Source organism: Bacillus sp. MUM 116, assembly GCF_001866655.1.
Taxonomy (GTDB): Bacteria; Bacillota; Bacilli; order Bacillales; family Cytobacillaceae; genus Neobacillus.
Window position 1 is genome coordinate 38,620 of the sequence record NZ_MLYR01000044.1, and the last position, 19,168, is coordinate 57,787.

Sequence of the window (19,168 nt, forward strand, 5' to 3'; positions counted from 1 at the left end):
ACAAAAAACAAGTCCTCGCTAGGCTGCGGTGTTGCCCCAAAGGGGTTAAAAGGAAAGGAGGGAATCCTAAAATGGCCATCTATCATTACCATACGCAAGTATTTAGCCGTTCAAAAGGGCAAAATGCAGTTGCGGCCGCTGCTTATCGTTCTAGTGAAGAACTGATAGATGAAACAACAGGAGAGAAGAAATTCTACGCTCGTGAAATCAAACCTGTTGATTTTATTTTGGCTCCCCCCGATGTCCCAGAGTGGGTATATGACCGTCAGAAACTTTGGAATGAAGTCGAGAAAGTAGAACGTCGAAAAGATTCGCAACTCGCACGTGAAATGGATATTGCGTTACCACGTGAATTGTCCTTTTCACAACAAGAAGAATTAGTACGGACATTTGTAAATGAAAACTTCGTAGATCATGGGATGATTGCAGATGTTGCTATTCATCGTGACGATCTTAATAATCCTCATTGTCACATCATGCTAACCATGAGACATATTGATGAAAATGGATTTGGTAAAAAGGCGAGAGAGTGGAATCCAGAGTTTCGAAATACAAAAGGCGGAACTGGATTTGTTGCAGAGAAAAACACGATTTTACACGCTCGTGAGATGTGGGCAAAGTATGCCAATGAAGCATTAGAACGAGCAGGATTCGAAGAGAGAATTACACACCTGCGATTAGAAGATGGAACGATAAAATTGATTCCTACTCAACATCTTGGATATAAACAAAATGACTTAGAGAAACAAGGAATTACAACTCCGACAGGAGATTTAAATCGTGAGATTAAAAAGCATAATGTAGAGGTTCTTTCTTTCCACGAAGAAAAGAGAAAAATTGAGGAAGAGCGAAAACAACAAAAAGAGTTTGATGATTCATCTGTTCAAGATAAAATTGCAATCAAAAATGCGGCAAAGCTTCTTCGTCAATATGCGGATTATTCCTCTTGCGAAAAGCGTTTAGACCAACTCAATAATTGGGAAAGAAAAGTCCAATCTCAATTACAAAAAGAGCCACATTCCGAAGAACTTCAAAAGAAATTGCAAACCATTGAAGGACAACGGAAGGTTATGGAAAATGCTCTCAAAGCATTTGAAAACGAAGCAATTCGTGAGCTACCAAAGTATTTTACACAAGATGATTTATCTTCTTTCTCTCGTTCAGAATTAGCAAGAATTCATGAATACACTCGTAAATTTGGCTTAGTCGAACCTTCTCATCTTCCAAACATAATTGAATATTATCAAGATGAAAAAGCATTAGATCAAGCAAAACGATATACAAAGGATCTCACATATGAAAAAGTAAAAACAGAATTAGCAAAACTCGATAACTGGAATCGGGCTATTGAGAGTAAGCAGTTGGAACTTATAAAAGGCTATGAAGTAGCACTGGATAAGGAAGCATATCAAAACCAATATGAGAAAGAATTTAAAGATGTGTTTGCGCAAGAAGATGCTTATAAAGCAAAAAAAGCAGTGTTGGAGAAGGCATTTAAAGTCTTAGAAGAACGTCTTGTTGCTCAACTGATTGTCACGTATCCAGAATGGTCAGGAGCAGAGCATGTTCCAGCGGAACAAGCAAAACAAATGTTAGATATGAATCAATATTACGGCCGCACTTTGAGACTGGATGAATTTGCAAATATACCGAACATGCCACTCTTTAAACGAGAAGAACGCCGTGAAATTCATGAAACATTACAAGAATTACGTGAAGTGAAAAAGCTAATTCGTGAATTTGAGCCGCAGCAAACAGAAGAGGCAAAAGAAAACCTTCCGCTTCTAAAGGCTTATGAAGTACAGCAAAAAGAAAAAATGTTTGCAACATACAACATTGATATCGAAGACAGCACATTTAAAGACCTCTTCTATCAAGAATGCAAGTATCAAGAAGATGATTTCATGCAGCAGGAACAGCCGAAGATTACTTATCAGCCAAACTATGAATCTGCTTCTCCGACTGTTGCTGGTGACGTATTAGGCGAAATCCTATGGGCTGTGGAACAGGCGCAGCGTGAGGCAGATCGCCGTACTCAAGAGCGACAACGCAGCATGAAGCGTAAACGAAACTTTGGATTAGACCTATAAAGGAGTGGTATTATGTATCGAGTTTGCTTAGCCGAAAAATCCGACCAAGGACGAAAATACGCTAAACCGTTCCCTTATAAAGATAAGGGTAAATTCATTGAAATTGAGCCATATGAAAGTTTTCCATTCCGAAGGAATTCAAGGTGCTATAGCAATTGTCTTCACTGCTATGTTAGATGATGTAGCAAATACAGAAGCTGACATAAGCCCTGTAACAGATATTGTAGCAGCTACGTCAACTGATATAGGTGCTATTGCAGGAGGCATAGCAGATTTAACAAAAACTTTTTCAGATATGTCATCAAAAATTGAGCGTCTTAAAACTTACTTTATATGCAGGGAACTGGATATAACTTATCGAATTAATCATGAACATATGATTGTAAAGGAGTAGGGCGAAAATGGACAAAATCTGCTGTTTAGCTTATCTTTTATACCAATCGGATAATGAGGAAGTTAAAAATATCGCTATTGAATTATTAAATGGTGAAATATCACTTAAGGACATTAAAAAAAGAAAAGAATTAAAAAAATATATCACAGCAACGGAAGCAAAAATCAATAAGGTTGATACACATGAGGTAGTTCTATTCGTAGAAAAATTTATGTTAATGGAAGCTTAAATGAAATAAACAAACAACTAGGGAGCTGTACATTGATCTTTTTATTTAGACGTAGATAACAATGGAATTAACTTTATTCTCAATGAGGGAATCGCAAGAGATATATACTCAGACTTAGAAAAAATGCTGAGACCGCTTGTCGCTTCTACTTGTAAAGTATTAGAACACTACAAATCGTATAATAAAAACACCATCATGCAAGGTCAAATCTTAGAAACTGGGGAGTTTGAAGTTAATCTCAGTCCTGGATTAGGACAATACATTGACCCATACACCAAAAATCAAATCCTTTTTGAGAACGCAAAACTGATTGCAAATATTTTAGCACAGGTGATGAATCGGCGTACTTTAGAGAATCGATAATGGAATAATTTTCTGTTATTCCAAAGACTCTTAGATTCATATAATACAAAAACCATCTCAAAGTAGAGATGGTTTTTTCTTCTTCTTTATGTTAAGGGCTACTTTACATACAACAATTAAGAAATGTTCTTTAACTCTTCTGTTAATCGTAGAAATTCTTTTTTGTTTTTGTCTCGTAAGGATTGGTCAATTTTCTGTTGAATTTTCTTTTTTTGGAAATCAAGTAGAGCCTTGTCTAACACCATTTCAGCAAATAGAGAATCTATGACATTTAATACAGGTTGTGGTGAATTAAGTAAATTCTTTTCCATAAAAAATCAACTCCTGACCTTTTTTCTATTATACCAACCATTTATACAAATATTCAAAAAATGAGTCAAAACTTGAGACTGTACAGGAATAATTTCACTTTTTTTGATAAAGGATTATCTATTGAATGAAAATAAAGATGTTTCATTACTATAAAGTTATTTAAAACACCAGTCATTTATTCCATAATAGGGCGCTTTCCTGAAATAAGATAATTATATATGGGCTGATTGATTTTTACCGTTCAGTGTATTTTTTCTCAATAAGGTGTACTTTATAGAGATTTATTTATTTTCAAGGCTTTAAAGCTTACCAAATAATTTATCAAAATTGTTTAAATGGTATTTACTCCTATAGTTGCCCCTTAAATCCGGAATCGTTTCCGTACCCCTATATTATCCGTTTTTCCTACGATTTTGTATGTATTCTTCCATAATCAAACCATTTTCCTTGAGGGTATGATTAATCTTATATGTCATTACAGCCATATGATCAAGGAAGAGGGCAGCTCGTTGCGGATTTTCCTTAGTCATTTCTTTAATATCATCCGGTAATGGTCCCTTAAATGCTTTAGCAAGATTTTTATCCATATTACATGCTCCAGAAGTCATTAAAATCAATTTTTTTATCGTATTTTTTAAGGGCATTTATTATTTTATTTCCATTCTTTACTGTAGGCTGAAAAGCATCACCTTGAGACAACCTTGATATTGTTGAACGAGATACACCGGCTGCTTCAGCCAATTCCTCTTGAGTTATTTCGTGTTTTTTTAAAAATCTGCGTAGTTTTGAGCCTCTGTTAAATCCAAACATTGTTCTGCCCACCTTTGTACTTTTCTTGGTAGTAACAGAATGGACAAGAATACAATTTTTTAAACATTTAGAATTTTAACATTTAAATTTTCTGGAATGACAGAAAATTGTCATTAATGAATATTAGGACAAATATATTTAATTAACTACGTCATCAAGACGTACCTATATAGGAGAAAGGGGAGGGAATCATGGCATACAGACCAACAGTTAGATATTGTGATGAGTTCAAAAATTACATCAATGAGACATTCCGAGCTACCAGATTAGACCGGAACCAGATTCTAAGGCTCGCATTATTTGTTGCTGCCCATTCAGATGAGTTTAAAAGGCTCCTAGAACAATATAAAAGAAGGCGAGACGTACCCGCCTCCTCACCCAACTGGAGCCTTAATGACCACCATTTATGGATGGAAAGCGCCCCACGATCAGTAGGGGAGGGAGGTAATGAAAATATTAACGACTCAAGAAGAAAAATTAATAATGTTATTGCAGCTCCTGAATCATCATTAGGAACCAGAGCCATCAACATCGAAAATCGGTGTATTCAAGAGGGAGGGAAACAAGTTGGTGAGGTTCTTACCGAACGAAAAGTCTTCACAGGAGGAATTAAGATTACGCTCACTTAAAGTAAAAAAGGTCCCTGAAATCTACGGGAATTACATCATCGAACAAAGAAAATTTACATTTAGTAATTTTCTCTGATTATTGGGCACCGAATCTGCCATATTTTTTTCATGGCATATTTAAAAAAATGGAATACGTCTCTGCTACGTCTAGATAAAATTTAGCGTCTCAGGAAGTCTAGACGTAGCAAAAATATGAATCTATTATCAATTTTATGTAACAAAAATACCGTGGTAGTTCCTAGTAGTCTTTCAAAAGTCGATAAATAATCAGCAAATGTCTTATCGAAGATTGGAAAACAAATGTACATGTTATACAAAAATATTGGACGATACCGGGGGGAGAAGAGAAACAATAATCCATGAAGTATCACAAGAAGCCCTCAGCTTTGCTTCAAAATACTTATTTAACGATTATAAGGATTAACAGTCTGATTAAGTATATGTCCAAAACATCCCTCCTACCGGCTGCAAGTGTAACAGTGTAACAAAGTTGACATTGGTAATTGTCATTACATTTTGAAAGGAGATCCGAAAAGATGATAGAAGAGAAAGGATTAGGCAATAAAAAAATAAATCGAGTGGGCATTTCACTTTCAAACAGAAATGACTCCAAATTACGTAAGCTTGCTACTGCTTGTGGAATGGGTCATACAACTTTAGCTGGACTTATAATTGAAAAAAGCTTGAACAATGCACAAATGGTTGCAGAGTTACAAAAAGAATATTGCATTCAATCAGCTTATAAAGTTGTAGTCATTAATAATAAAGGAGAGCTTAATTATGTTCTGAGCGGGAGGGAAGACTTGTGAGTTGGGTTAGCTTCATTACAGGTGGTATGACTGTGATTTTCGTCTATGCTTTATTTACTGGTAGTAGGGAAGATGAAAATATGAAGTTAGCTGTTGAAGAAAATGCCCCAGAATTAAACATGGTTGTAAATGGACCATCTGGTCGATTAGTAACATTGTCTTGTCAGACTTGTAGAAAGTTGAAAAGGCACAAAGAGATACAGCCAAACCTATTCCAGTGTACCAAATGTAAGCGCCATGTGGATATAAGAGCTTCCTAACTAGTAACTAAAATATGATTATGTAGCATTATGGATATACCACATACCCGACAGGCTAACAAAAGAGGAAGCTCAAACTTTGGGCTCCTTTTTTTAATTACAAGCATTTAATTGAATTTCCAACGTACATATTTTCGAAATGTCGGCATGTAGTGGTATCCCCTTAATTGGGGATTTGTTACATATAATTACTCTAGAAGGGGTACCACCACAGGTCAAGAATATCTTATTTTCTTTGCGCTAGCTATCCTATTTTGGGTAGCATTTTTTATTTAAAAAAGGAAACAAAAAGAAATTGACATACCATCTATAGGATATATAATGATAATAATTTTAAATAAGGGGTGAAGGAAATGAGTAGTATTTCTTTATCGAAAGAGAAGCAACAAAGTGTTTTGGCGAAAGTATATGCCTACATGTTCATTGGGCTTTTGATTACTGCGTTAACATCATACGAAGTATCACAAAACATGGCAGCACTTGAATTGACGAAGAACACATTTTTCCTTATTGTACTGTTCCAATTAGGGATGGTTTTTGTATTAAGCTTTTTCATTACAAGAATCCACCCAGTCGTGGCAACCGGTTTGTTTATCCTATATTCGATTTCCACCGGCGTTGTTCTTAGTCTTATTTTACTCGTTTACACTCAATCAAGTGTATCCTCTGCATTTGTTACTACTGCTGGAGTGTTCGGGTTATCAAGCTTTTACGCAGTAACAACGAAAAGAAACTTGGACAGCTGGGGCGGTTATCTGTTCATGGGGTTGATCGGGCTTATCCTTTCCTCTGTTGTAAATTTCTTTATTGGAAGCGGTCCGATGGATTTTGTCATTAGTATCATCGGTGTTGTTCTATTCATTGGGCTAACAGCATACGATACGCAAAAAATAACAACAAACAGAGCATATGCAACTTATCCAGTGCTTGGTGCATTTATTTTATATCTCGATTTTATCAATATGTTTTTGTATATTATCCGGTTGTTTGGTTCAAGAAAATAGAAGTAAAAGGTTATCTGAAATTCAGATAACCTTTTTGCTTCTATGTATGTACTTCGATTACTTATCGATTTGCTTGAACTCTATCGGGAAATATGCAATTCTGGGTTTTGGGAACCTTGGAAATTTCCCGTGTATTCGAACCAACTCCGTATTATTCGAAATAGGGTGTTTTTGCCCATCCCTTCGAGAAATCTATACTTAAAGGTATAAAACCCTGATTTGACAAGGGTTTTACATTGAAGACATATACACAACGTGTACCCTTAACAACAAGCCAGTTTAAAAGGAGCTTAAAAGCTCCTTGCTTGCCAAGTACGATTCGATATCTAGTGAAACGTCTTCTTTTATGTATTTTAGTAAAATTGATTATCCCCGTGGGGATGTATTTTTTAACTACTAATGAGCTTAAAATGTATTTACTTTCTGCTTTAAGTTTACAGTTTAAGTATCAGCTGCGTCTGAAGCTTTTTTTGTGTCCAAGTTAAGGAATGAATATAACATAAAGGAAAGGATATTAAGTTACCTTCAGATTCTTATAAATATATTACATTCAAATCAATCTGATATTTTCAAAGCGGTGATATATACACGTGGGCTAAAAAGGAAGTGTACTCCATCAAGAAACTACGAAAAAATCTCGGACTTGAAATCCAAAAAGAATTTTTCGATTCAAAATAGGGTACAATGACGTTTGTTTTCACTACATGCACAACAAGTTATCACACATTTACAAATGAATTTATATCTATGGCACGTTCTATTTTTCTTTTTACTCTTTGTAAAGCATTATCTACCGATTTTACATGTGTATTTAACTCTTCCGACATTTCTACATACGATTGTCCGTCTAAATAAAGGGATAACACTTTTCTTTCTAGTTCAGTCAACAACATAGTTAACTTTAATTGAAATTCACTATTCTTTTCTTTATTTAACACCAATGACATAGGATCGCTATTACTAGTACCAGGAATCAAGTCCATAAATGTAACAGAACCATCTTCCTCATATACAGGCTTGTCTAAAGAAAGATAAGAATTTAGAGGTTTGTGCTTTTGTCTGGTAGCGTGTTTAACAGCAGTAATCATTTGCCTTTTAATGCACATATCAGCAAATGAAAGAAATGAGGGCATTTTTCCTTTTTGGTAATCCCTAATTGCTTTGTACAATCCAATCATTCCTTCTTGGACAATATCTTCTCTGTCTCCACCTATCAAAAAGTATTTACTTGACTTTGAACGCACAAAGTTCTTATATTTATAGATTAATCGTTCTAACGATTCACTATCTCCATTATGTATATTATCTATTAATATCTCATCTTCAAGCTCATTGTTTACATGAATCCCATCAACACATATCGCCATTCTTATCCCCCCTTTTGCCTAGAACCAGTTGTTATATTAATGAAAGCGCTATTATATAATAATAACGTAAACTACCTCATTTATAAATGGAGATTCGTTATAAAAAATAGACGAATTACGACAAAATGAGAAAAACTTTATTGTTGTACCATCCCTAATTTGTGGAAATCAACTTTTTTGATTTTGTTAAACAAATAGTAAGGCTATGCTTAAGCCTGTTATAGCCTTCAAGGCTATTAGTTCATGGTTTCCTTCATTGCTTCCTCCTTGCCCTATCTTGTACAATAAAAGAAAGAAAACTTATCAGACAGGGAGAGGAAACCCATGTCCAATCAATTAGTAAATTTACGGATCGATTTTGCATTCAAACAGTTATTTGGCACCAAAGGAAACGAAGATATTCTGATTGAATTTTTGAATGCAATGTTAGGTCCATCTTTAAATACACCGATTACATCTTTGCAACTAGATGATCCACATTTGCATAAGGCTTATGAAGATGATAAATTATCTATTTTAGATTTAGTAGCGACGTTAGATAACGGGACACAAGTAAATATCGAAATACAGTTAAGAAATGCACATGATATAATCAAGCGATCTTTATACTATTGGAGCAAGCTATATACTTCACAAATGCAAGAAGGAATGCCCTATGATTCCCTTCGAAAAACGATTACCATTAACTTGTTAGACTTCGTATTATTTCAAACATATGAAGAATTCCATACAACAGGACAACTGTGGAATATTCACAAAAATCAGGTTTTAAGTGATGATGTAGAGCTCCATTTTGTTGAAATCCCAAAACTAGTAAAACAGTGGAAAGAAGAGAAAATCAACCCCTGGGAAAATGCGTTTGTTCGTTGGATGTTATTATTACCGGCACATGAAGATGAGCATTTAACTCAAACACTGGAGGAGATTGCGATGAATCAAGATCCAATCCTACAAAAAGCAATAAACAAATGGGAAAATATGAGTCATGATTCTTCGTTTCGTCGTGCATATGAAGCACGAGAGAAATTATTATTAGATGAACAAGCGAAGTTAGCTCATGCGGAACAAAAGGGGAGACAAGAAGGTCTTGAAGCTGGTAAAATGCAATTAATTCAGGGAATGTATAAGAATGGAATGTCTGTAGAAGATATTGCGAAATTCACTGGGTTACGAGTGGCTGAGATACAACAATTTTTACGAAATTAGAGGCTAGTAATAGAGGTTCCTGGCATAGACAACAAAAGTAGCATAGATGTAGAAATACTTTGAGGAAACAGGAGCAAATTTTTTGCTCCTTATTTTTTTCTAATGTTCGACAGTAAATGAGACTAGTACCTAAACTTTAGTTTTGAAAGCCATGTAGATTTCCGTCATAATCCCCAGTAATTCCTACTTCTACATCAAATAGTGCTTTTTTCAGAATTATCGGGGGTAATATATGTTCTTACTAAGTACCGGTCCAGGGGTTCGAAGTTCCATTTCCTTATCTGTGTTACGCTAGGCTTATTACCATTTCAAGGGTGTGCCACTTTTGTGACTGGATACCTACCCAGTACTACCTTTAAACGCCAATACTCCTTGAACACTGAACCCAAACCTTAGACCTTGTCTTTTAGTTCAATAAAACAGTAAGCGATTGAATAAATGGATTTTATTGACCAAGACTTCAGTAAAGGATTCAAAGGAACTCCATGGAAGTGGTTAGCTTCCCTCATGGTTGTGTTTCCCCTATTAAAAACGTATTCTTCACATTCTTAGGGAATCGATCTCTTATTTCTTAGAAAAACCAATAACTATTTCTTTTAATATGTCTATCTTCGATTCTTTTGAGAAAGACTTTGGGCTAAGGTTCTCTAAGTTTAGCGGGGTGAAGAACGGCTCTCCTACTTTTTTTACGTTATTAGGATCTAACGCAATAATTTCACCCGTTTTAATACCCTGTTGGACTTCAATACGACCATTCAAACTAAGCCCTTTCTTAATATTTCGCTTTTCAATTAAACCTTCTGAGTTCAGAACATATACATAATCACTATTTTTCGCCTTTTTTAGGACCGATATTTCTGATAACGTGGTAGTATTAAGAACCTTGGCGGTTACTATCGAGACATTGACATGGTTACCGTAGAAGATTTCGTGTTCATTTTCATTGAGTTTAATTTCAAATGGATAGTGGCTTTCTTTTTTCTCGGACGGTGTCTTTTCAGGATACTTCGCGATTTTTGTAAGGGTTCCATCGAGCTTCCCTTTGAATAAATCGGAGGTCACCATAACTTCCATTCCCTCTTTTACCTTGTTCAGTTCATCCTCTGAAAACGTCCCTTCTACTTTCGGTTTATCAGAAATAATTGTCATTATTGGATTTTTCAATTCATAATTTATTCTTTTTACAAATCCCGTTACGTCACCGTTAGGACTAATTTGTTCTTTATCCGTATATGACTTAAGGATGTCATCGTATTTTTGTATTTCATTATTGAAATGACCTTTCTCTTTCTGCAAATCTAATACTTCTTTTTCAATAGAGACCGATATAAGGTCCTGTTTAGATGTATCAGTTGAAAGGGTAGCTGAACCATTGACCGGTCTTGCTTCGTTCTCAGTAGATGCGGACACGGATTGCAAAAATTGGAGTTGTTTTATTTGTTCGTCAATCATAGTAGCTTCCCGTACAAGTTGAAGCTTCTTTCCTTCCATTTTTTGCCGATCGCTATCAAACCTTTTAGAGGAATATTTATAAAGAGGGCTTCCCGGTTCTACTTTATCCCCTTTATTGACAAGAAACTCTTTAAATTCGTCAGGTGTTCCATTGTAATACACATAATGCTCTTCCATAGGCGTTATCATACCAGATACCGGCATGGTTGCCCTCAAATCTTCCCTCTTGGTCTGTTCCCATTTTGGAATATAAGAAGAACGCTCTACTTTACTACCTTCTTTTAAGGAAAGAAACAGATTCACGGAAACAAATAATACTCCAGCTGTAATGATAATCGCTTTCTTTTTCTTCACTGTACCACCCCTTCCTATTAAATAATCTTGTCTAAATCGATAATAGATGTAAAAAAGTCGAGCATAACCACATTATGACATTAATCCCGATTACCATCGCCAAGACGTTCATTGAGCTTTTTTTAGTCAGTACTTTTAAATACTTAAATTCTATAAACAAAGCCCATATCTTAAATAGAGTGATAGTTGCCAAGAAATTCATAATAAATTCATTTCCGGTAAAATACTGTATAATAACACCAAATGAGAATGGGGATGAATTTGTAGCAAGACCAAAGATTAGGATAAAAGGCATAAGAACAATTTTTTCAATTAACAATATTACTAGCACTAAAAGTTGGGCCACGATTAGTTTATTAAACTCAACATCTATCAGCATCCAGAAAAAAAATGCTGGAATAAACAAGATTATTGCAGCATAAAAGATGCCAAAGAGAATCTGCCCAATGACAAACAAAGCTTTATGCATTTCAAATTCGTCTTGGGGCACGCTAATTAATTTTTTTGAAAGATATTCAGAACCAATACCGAAATAGGCACTTATACCAAAAACTAAACCACTAAACAAGATGAAGAAAATAACCCTCTTCCAGAGGCCTCTGATCACTTCTGTTTCCCGAATTTGATATGAATAGATATTTGGATGACTGAGTCCATTTATAAGTTTTATGCGAAAATTCATAATTTACTTCCTTTTAATTTGTTTTGAAAAATTACATATCAATTATTAATTTATAGTTAAGGAAAAAATCCTTTTTTAAGTATACTGCTTTATGAAAAAATTGCATATGAAGCAGACATGTCATTATCTTTTAACACCAAAATTCATTTTACTTTAATTAGAAGAAGCTGGATATCGTGAAAATGATGGAAAAATAAAAATTTGTTTTTTCATATGTAAGCCCGAATAATAAAAACTAAGGGCACCTTACCAGTACGCATCACAAATAGCAGTATATCACGATCTTTTTGCTCAAATATACTGCTTATTTTAATTTTCTGCTACATGCTGCCTAATCCTTTTTGACCATGGCATGTATTGATTTAAAATTTCAGGGTTTTGGTGGGTGCCGAGATTCGGAAGGTCAGACAAACGTTTCTTCATGTATTCGTAGAAATCCACACCGTAGGGGAATATATAGCCTATAAGTAGATTCAAACGTATAGGACTTTAAATAAGTCCTCTGAGAATGGTCGATATGCCAGACAGAATCGCCTGAACTCTACCATGAGAAAAACGTTTGGGTACTGGCATTACAAACAATTTAAGGATGTAGCAGAACTCCATAAGATTCTTAATCCTTCACACCCTGAGATCACTTTAAAATATATCGGCATCACGGATGAACAAGTTTAAAATGATTTAATGAATTGTGTGCTATAGAAGGCTATCATGCACATTACAAAGGATATTTGCAGGATTTTAAGAGGCTGAGGTTAGGTTACAGTCTTTTTTTATTTTGTTCAAGCCTTGTTGCATATAGCTTTATACAAAGGTTTTTCAGTTTCTTAAAACTTATAGACCTAGCTAAGTGTGATATTCAAGGTAACACATCCTCTTTCAATTAATTTTATAATGGAAAATTATTTACTTTTTTATCATTATTTCCTCTATATCCAATATTTAAAAAATATAGTAAAATTATTCAGACTATTCTAGAGTAGTACAAAGGTTATGGGAGGAGTAAAATTATTCAGACTATTCTAGAATAGTACAAAGGTTATGGGAGGAGGAAACAAATACATGTACTCAACATTTCGGCCATTTTGTTGTTAGTTTGCTTTCAGTTATAAAAAGGAAGAAAGGGGTTGGTAAAATATTCGTACTCATTATAGATTCTAACTTAATTCAAATGAAACACAGAAAAGAACAAACTATAGACAGATAAAATAATTAAAATTATTTAAAATTCGGGGGAATTGAGGATTAAAATGCAAAAATTATTAAATAAATACTTGTCGATTTTAACAGCAATAATGATTCTAATTTCATTTTTACCGTTTAAAACGATCGCGGCTACGGAGCAACAGACTAGTTCAGACTTACCACCTCAGCTACAATCTCCACCAGCGGGATCAAAAGACATAGTGGATGAAGATTTGAGTAAGAGGGAAGAAAATGTTAAGCATTTTTTATTAAAAGATCATACCTATGAAGCAGATGTTTATCCATATCCCATTCATTATAAAGAAAATGGGCAATGGAAAGATATTGATAACTCCTTAAGTGACACCACAGACAGCGAAACAAATGATCAAGTATTGGAAAATAAAGATAACCCATTTAAGATTCATTTTGCTAAGAATACAAATAAGAAAAATTTGGTGAAAATTAAAAATGGAAGTTATGTTTTAGGCTGGACGCTTGATCAATCACAAGATTCACAGGTCATAAAAGATAAGGTTTCCATTCCCGGATATGATGGATTCTCAGAAAACGAAAAAAAGAGAACAATAAAAAAGGTCGTTTCATCTGTAACCTATCCTGAAATACTAGCCAACACTGATTTACAATATAAATTAGTTTCAGACGAAATTAAAGAAAACCTAATATTAAAAAAAGTACCTGAAATTGATCAATTTACATTTACTTATAATGTAAAAAATTTAAAGGCTAAGATTAAAGATAATACCGTTATTTTTTACAATGAAAATGATCCTTCCAAAGAGGTATTTACCATAAATGCTCCTTATATGTATGACCAAAATGGGGAACAGTCCAACTCTATTACTCTAGAACTACAACCGAGTGGGAATGGATACAAAGTATTGGTAAAACCAGATCTAACCTGGCTGCAATCACCAGAAAGAAAGTATCCAGTTATAATAGATCCGACAGTTGAAACTTCATTAGGTCGATCGGATATACTTGATAATCATGTTTCTCAGAATTACCCGACAACGAATTATATCAATAGTGTTATGTTAAAAGTGGGGAAAGGCTCCTCTTCCGGCATTAATCAAACATTTATCAAATTTAATTTACCAACGATTTCTGCTGCAAATGTTATTACAAAAGCTACATTAGATTTATCTCTTTATAGCGCAAACACAACAGCAAGTCAGATTGATCTCCATAAAGTAACGCAGAATTGGGACACCAATACCATTACGTGGAATACAAAACCAACCTTTGATTCAAGTAAAGTTCAAGACTATCAAATGGTTCAAGGCAATGCCAATACCGATTTTGTTTGGGATATAACAGGGATTGCGAAACAATGGTATACCAACCAACAAAATTATGGATTGATGTTAAAAGCAAATGATGAAACGGGGAACTACACGGAGTTTTATTCATCGGATGTAACGGATACTTATGCAGCATACCGACCAGTGGCAACATTTGATTATGTCAACAATAGTGGTTTAGAAGATTATTGGACCTATCATTCGCATGATGTAGGACGTGCAGGAACAGGATATGTAAATGACTATTCAGGAAATCTTGTGTTCACGCATGATGATTTAAGCATGAATGGGACGAGAATGCCAGCTTCCATCAATCATGTGTACAATAGTACAGATCGATTAGTGGATAATAAATATGGTTTAGGCTGGCGATTAAATGTAAGTCAACGAGTGGATCTTGACGGTACGTTAAATCAGTATTATTACACTGATGAGGACGGCACAAAACACTACTTTGATTTTGATAGTACATCGAATTCTTATAAAGATGAATCTGGTTTAGATTTAACGATGACCATTGATTCTTCGTCAAGCACAGAAAAATATAAAGTAAAAGATAAGTCTGGTAATCAATTAAGCTTTAATTCAACCGGCTATCTAACGTTCATTAAAGATAATAATAACAACAAAATTTCGTTAAGTTATTCAGGAAATTATTTAGTCAATGTAACAGACGGCGCTGGAAGGATAACGACGATAAAACGAGATTCTACTACCAATTATCTAACTCAAATCATCGATCCAAGCGGGAGAATTACTTCTTATTCTTATACAGGGTCAGATTTAACGAAAATAACCTATCCTGATGGGAAATATAGTCAGTATACGTACGATTCCAATCATAATTTAACTGAAGCGAAGAATTTTGATGGATACCGAATCGACTATACGTACTATACGAATGCTCCTTACCGAGTTCAGAAAGCAACTGAATCCCATATTGATAGTAGTCAAGTGGTAACGAATGGTCAATCCTTACAGTTTACCTATGGAAACAACACGACTACCTTTGTTGATAATAGTGGCAGAAAAGAGATTTACCAATTTAATGACAGTGGAAATACGGTTAGCATGAAGGATGCAGACGGCAATGCTCAATATTTTAAATATAAAACGAGTGGCTCAAACGTTAATAAACTTTCCGCTGCTTCAAAAATGCAAAGAACAACAATCAATTTCTTGCTAAATCATAATGCGGAAGCAACCACAGATTGGACAGCTGGGAATGATACGGGTTCAACCGGCTCACAAAGTTTTACGACTGAAGCTGCCTATATCGGCAATCAATCTCTTAAAGTGACAAAAACAAATAATACCAACGCGCATTACTATAATCAAACGGTTACTTTAACACCAGGAAAGACGTATACCTATTCCGGATATATCAAAACAAGCAATGTTTCGAAAAGTAATAATGGAGGAGCAGCAATTTACCTTCAATATCAGGATAAAGCTGGTGTTTGGCGCACAGTTACTTCTCCCTATGTAACTGGAACTCTTGATTGGAATCGTTATGAATTAACTTTCACGCTCCCTAGTGATACCACATATAAAAACGTAAATATTCGAGTGGGTGTAAATAACGAAACAGGATCTGCTTATTTCGATGCCTTACAACTTGAAGAGGGAAAAGTTCCTAGTCGATATAACTTAGTAGAAAATGCAGATTTCAGCTATGGATCGACGATTCCTTCCTATTGGAATCAAGTAACGGGAAGTGCTTCTTCCAATATCTATACCACGGTTAGCGGCGGTCCATCGAACATGGACAGCAAGGTATTCGGTATTAGCGGTAACGCAACTGAACTCAGAAATATCAATCAAAATATAAAAGTAAAAGGAAAAAAAGGTGATATCTTTACCATTGGAGGCTGGGCGAAAGGGGACACGGTTCCGATTACGGATACAAGCAGGTATTATGCTTTGGATCTAAAAATCAAAAGAACGGACGGAACCTATGAATATATTGTTGTTCCATTTAATCAGGATTCATCCGATTGGCAGTATGTTTCAGATATTGGAACAGCCGATAGTGATTATACTGAGGTAACCCTTTATGCCATCTACCATCATAATCAAAATACAGCTTATTTTGATGGTCTCCAATTATATTGCGAACCATTTGAAGATAATTACAACTATGATAGTAATGGAAATTTAATTAACACAAAAAACGTAAAGCAGGACCAATCATCCTTTACGTACAATTCCACCAATGATCTTACTAAATATGCTGATCCGATGGGGAATGCTTCTACTTATACGTATGATAACAATCATAATGTCTTAAGCTCTGTTTCACCGAAAAATATCGTATCCAGTTTTACGTATGATTCAAACGGTAACATCACATCTACTTCAACGAAAAGTTCGGATGGAACGTTATCCGTGAATAATAGCACCACTTATACGCCAGATGGAAATTATGTTTCTTCCATAACAGATACTTCAGGTAATGTGATTACGAATAATTATGATTTAACCAAAGGGACGCTAAAGGATATAACTGATCCCTATAATCAAAAAACAACCAACAGTTATGATTCCAATACAGATCAATTACTATCTGTTTCAAAAACAGTGGATCAACAGACAGTGACAAATAGCTATCAATATCAAAATGATTTGTTAAGCACGATTGTCCAAAATAGCAGTAATATTGGATTTCAATATAATGTTTTTGGGGACAACACTCAGGTCAATATAGGGACAAAAAATTTAATAACAAACAGTTATGATAATTCCAAACATTTATTGCAAAGCAGTCAATATAATCAAGGTGACAAGATTTCTTATGGATATGATAATACAGACCGTATCACGTCCAAATCTTTAAATCAATCGTCCATTCCGAATTTCAGCTATGCTTATGATAATAACGGGAATCTTGGGTTGCTAACGGATAATGATAATAGCGTAACTTATCGTTACAATTATGATTTATTAGATCGAGTAACAGATATAAAAGATTCATTGGGTAATAGTTTTCAATTCACCTATAATCCCAATAGTCAAATTACGTCACATCAGTTTAACACCCCTAGTAAATCGTATACTACGACGTATTCTTACGATAGTGTAGGGAATCAGACATTGGTATCATATAATCAAAGTAAAATTGACTTTACTTACGATACGTTAGGGCGTTTGCAACAAAAAGTGATTAACCTGGCAAGCGGTAATTATGCAACGGCCTATACCTTTAAACAAGGAGTAGACTCCGGGAAAACAACCTATTTAGTTGACACGTATACCAATGGTACCAATAGTCCTTTATCCTATACGTATGATAAAATGGGGAATATTAAGACCATTACGCAAAGTGGAAAGAAAATCACTTATACGTATAACGAATTAAGTGAATTGCTTCGTGAAGATAATGCTGTAAATGGACAAACTCTTGTCTATACCTATGATGTAGGTGGCAATATCAAAACGAAAAAAATCTATGCGTATACAGATCCATCCCTGACACCAGCAAGCCCAGTAAAAACGTATACATATAATTATGGGGATACAAACTGGCACGATCTGTTGACATCGATTGATATTACAACGTATACGAATGGAACTCCGTCGACCGTTACAACGCAAATCGCCTACGATCCAAATGTAATGGGAAATCCGACATCTTATGACAGCAATACGTTAACATGGACGTGGGGAAAAGAGCTAAAAAGCTTCTCGAATGCTACTTATGACATTACGTATTCCTACAACGATGACGGAATACGTACCAAGAAGGTTGTCAAAAATAAACAAACGAATAGTACTGTAACGACAAACTATGTTCTAGACGAGGATAAGGTTGTTTACGAATCTGATGGAACTAATAACCTTCACTATACCTATGACAGCGAAGATAACCTTTTAAGTCTCAACCTTAACGGAACTGAATACTACTATATTCTTAATGCTCAAGGAGACGTAATAGGGTTATTAGATGGTAGCGGGAACCAAGTCGTAACGTATCAATACGATGCCTGGGGGAATAATACTTCCATTAGTGGTACATTAAAGGATACCGTTGGGAAGCTAAACCCATATCGATACCGTAGCTATCGTTACGATTCCGAAACCAATCTTTATTATTTACAAAGCAGGTACTATAGTACGGAATGGGGTAGATTTTTAAATGCGGATTCAATAGCAGGAAGTAAAGGTGAACTCCTTACTTCAAATATGTATACTTATTGCAGAAATAATCCTGTAAATAATATAGACCCTAATGGTGATTGGGATTTACCTTCAAAGGGAGTCTATAATGGTATGGTGCGGACTTACAGGGCAATAGGGAATGGCATAAAATATGCGTGGAATGGTATTAAAACTGGTTCTAAAAAAATTATTAATAAAATAAAGGGTCCAAATAATATTGTAAAAAATGGAACGAAAGTATTTAAAAAATTTGATGTTTCAAAGGCATATGTCAAACCAAAACATCTCTCTACTTCGGGTGGTAATGGTGCGAAATTTCTAGGCAGTACAAAAAAAGAAGCAGAAGCAATCTTACGTCAAGCTATGCGAAAAGGAGATATAAGTAAAGTACTGGATAATGGTTTGACTAGAGAAGGAAATCAGTCTTATGAAATTATTATTAATGCTGGTAAACAAATTGGTACAAAAGGTGAACAAAGAATAAAGATAATTCTTTCTGATGATGGTGGGATGTTAAGTGCATATCCAATAAAATAGTA

15 protein-coding genes are annotated in these 19,168 nt (G+C 34.8%); 9 read left to right on the forward strand and 6 right to left on the reverse strand.

Features of this window, described 5'->3' with window-relative positions:
- Nucleotides 1-71 precede the first annotated feature (71 nt).
- The 3 genes from mobQ to BIV60_RS12085 all read left to right on the forward strand — a co-directional run bounded on the left by mobQ (nt 72) and on the right by BIV60_RS12085 (nt 2,713).
- Entirely contained in the window at nt 72-2,090 is a 2,019-nt protein-coding gene (gene mobQ / locus BIV60_RS12075) for a MobQ family relaxase (RefSeq protein ID WP_071355984.1), read from the forward strand.
- A gap of 97 nt (nt 2,091-2,187) precedes the next feature.
- Nucleotides 2,188-2,484, forward strand: a complete 297-nt coding sequence (locus BIV60_RS12080; protein ID WP_071355985.1) for a hypothetical protein — start codon at nt 2,188-2,190, stop codon at nt 2,482-2,484.
- Nucleotides 2,485-2,491: 7 nt separating this feature from the next.
- Nucleotides 2,492-2,713: a hypothetical protein gene (locus tag BIV60_RS12085; RefSeq protein WP_071355986.1), complete on the forward strand. Its 222-nt coding sequence runs from the start codon at nt 2,492-2,494 to the stop codon at nt 2,711-2,713.
- 479 nt (nt 2,714-3,192) lie between these two features.
- Here the strand turns inward: BIV60_RS12085 and BIV60_RS12095 are convergent, their stop codons facing one another.
- From BIV60_RS12095 to BIV60_RS12105, 3 genes are all read right to left on the reverse strand, one after another.
- Nucleotides 3,193-3,387, reverse strand: coding sequence for an IDEAL domain-containing protein (locus BIV60_RS12095; protein ID WP_071355988.1), 195 nt, complete (start codon nt 3,385-3,387; stop codon nt 3,193-3,195).
- 393 nt (nt 3,388-3,780) lie between these two features.
- Nucleotides 3,781-3,975 (reverse strand): hypothetical protein, encoded by a 195-nt coding sequence (locus BIV60_RS12100; RefSeq protein WP_071355989.1) that lies wholly within the window; start codon nt 3,973-3,975, stop codon nt 3,781-3,783.
- A gap of 1 nt (nt 3,976) precedes the next feature.
- Nucleotides 3,977-4,198 (reverse strand): helix-turn-helix transcriptional regulator, encoded by a 222-nt coding sequence (locus tag BIV60_RS12105; protein ID WP_071355990.1) that lies wholly within the window; start codon nt 4,196-4,198, stop codon nt 3,977-3,979.
- Between the two features lie 191 nt (nt 4,199-4,389).
- Here BIV60_RS12105 and BIV60_RS12110 point away from each other — a divergent pair, with 191 nt between their 5' ends.
- From BIV60_RS12110 to BIV60_RS12125, 4 genes are all read left to right on the forward strand, one after another.
- Nucleotides 4,390-4,827, forward strand: coding sequence for a hypothetical protein (locus BIV60_RS12110; RefSeq protein ID WP_071355991.1), 438 nt, complete (start codon nt 4,390-4,392; stop codon nt 4,825-4,827).
- Between the two features lie 536 nt (nt 4,828-5,363).
- Nucleotides 5,364-5,636, forward strand: a complete 273-nt coding sequence (locus tag BIV60_RS12115; RefSeq protein ID WP_071355992.1) for a hypothetical protein — start codon at nt 5,364-5,366, stop codon at nt 5,634-5,636.
- Nucleotides 5,633-5,896: a hypothetical protein gene (locus tag BIV60_RS12120; RefSeq protein ID WP_071355993.1), complete on the forward strand. Its 264-nt coding sequence runs from the start codon at nt 5,633-5,635 to the stop codon at nt 5,894-5,896. Before BIV60_RS12115 ends, BIV60_RS12120 begins: the two co-directional genes overlap by 4 nt.
- 353 nt (nt 5,897-6,249) lie before the next feature.
- A complete protein-coding gene (locus BIV60_RS12125) occupies nt 6,250-6,900 on the forward strand; it encodes a Bax inhibitor-1/YccA family protein (protein ID WP_071355994.1) in 651 nt (216 codons plus the stop codon).
- Nucleotides 6,901-7,619: 719 nt separating this feature from the next.
- Here BIV60_RS12125 and sigH read toward each other — a convergent pair.
- The gene (gene sigH / locus BIV60_RS12130; RefSeq protein ID WP_071355995.1) at nt 7,620-8,267 is read right to left on the reverse strand and encodes an RNA polymerase sporulation sigma factor SigH; all 648 of its coding nucleotides are present in this window, start codon (nt 8,265-8,267) and stop codon (nt 7,620-7,622) included.
- Between the two features lie 324 nt (nt 8,268-8,591).
- Between sigH and BIV60_RS12135 the strand changes: the two genes are divergently transcribed.
- A complete protein-coding gene (locus tag BIV60_RS12135; RefSeq protein WP_071355996.1) occupies nt 8,592-9,473 on the forward strand; it encodes an Rpn family recombination-promoting nuclease/putative transposase in 882 nt (293 codons plus the stop codon).
- Between the two features lie 564 nt (nt 9,474-10,037).
- On the opposite strand, the gene BIV60_RS12140 is transcribed toward BIV60_RS12135, so the two are convergent.
- Nucleotides 10,038-11,279, reverse strand: coding sequence for an efflux RND transporter periplasmic adaptor subunit (locus BIV60_RS12140; protein ID WP_071355997.1), 1,242 nt, complete (start codon nt 11,277-11,279; stop codon nt 10,038-10,040).
- 31 nt (nt 11,280-11,310) lie between these two features.
- Nucleotides 11,311-11,961, reverse strand: coding sequence for a hypothetical protein (locus BIV60_RS12145; protein WP_071355998.1), 651 nt, complete (start codon nt 11,959-11,961; stop codon nt 11,311-11,313).
- A 1,250-nt stretch (nt 11,962-13,211) separates the two neighbouring features.
- Between BIV60_RS12145 and BIV60_RS12150 the strand changes: the two genes are divergently transcribed.
- Nucleotides 13,212-19,166, forward strand: coding sequence for a DNRLRE domain-containing protein (locus tag BIV60_RS12150; protein WP_071355999.1), 5,955 nt, complete (start codon nt 13,212-13,214; stop codon nt 19,164-19,166).
- The last annotated feature ends 2 nt before the right edge of the window (nt 19,167-19,168 follow it).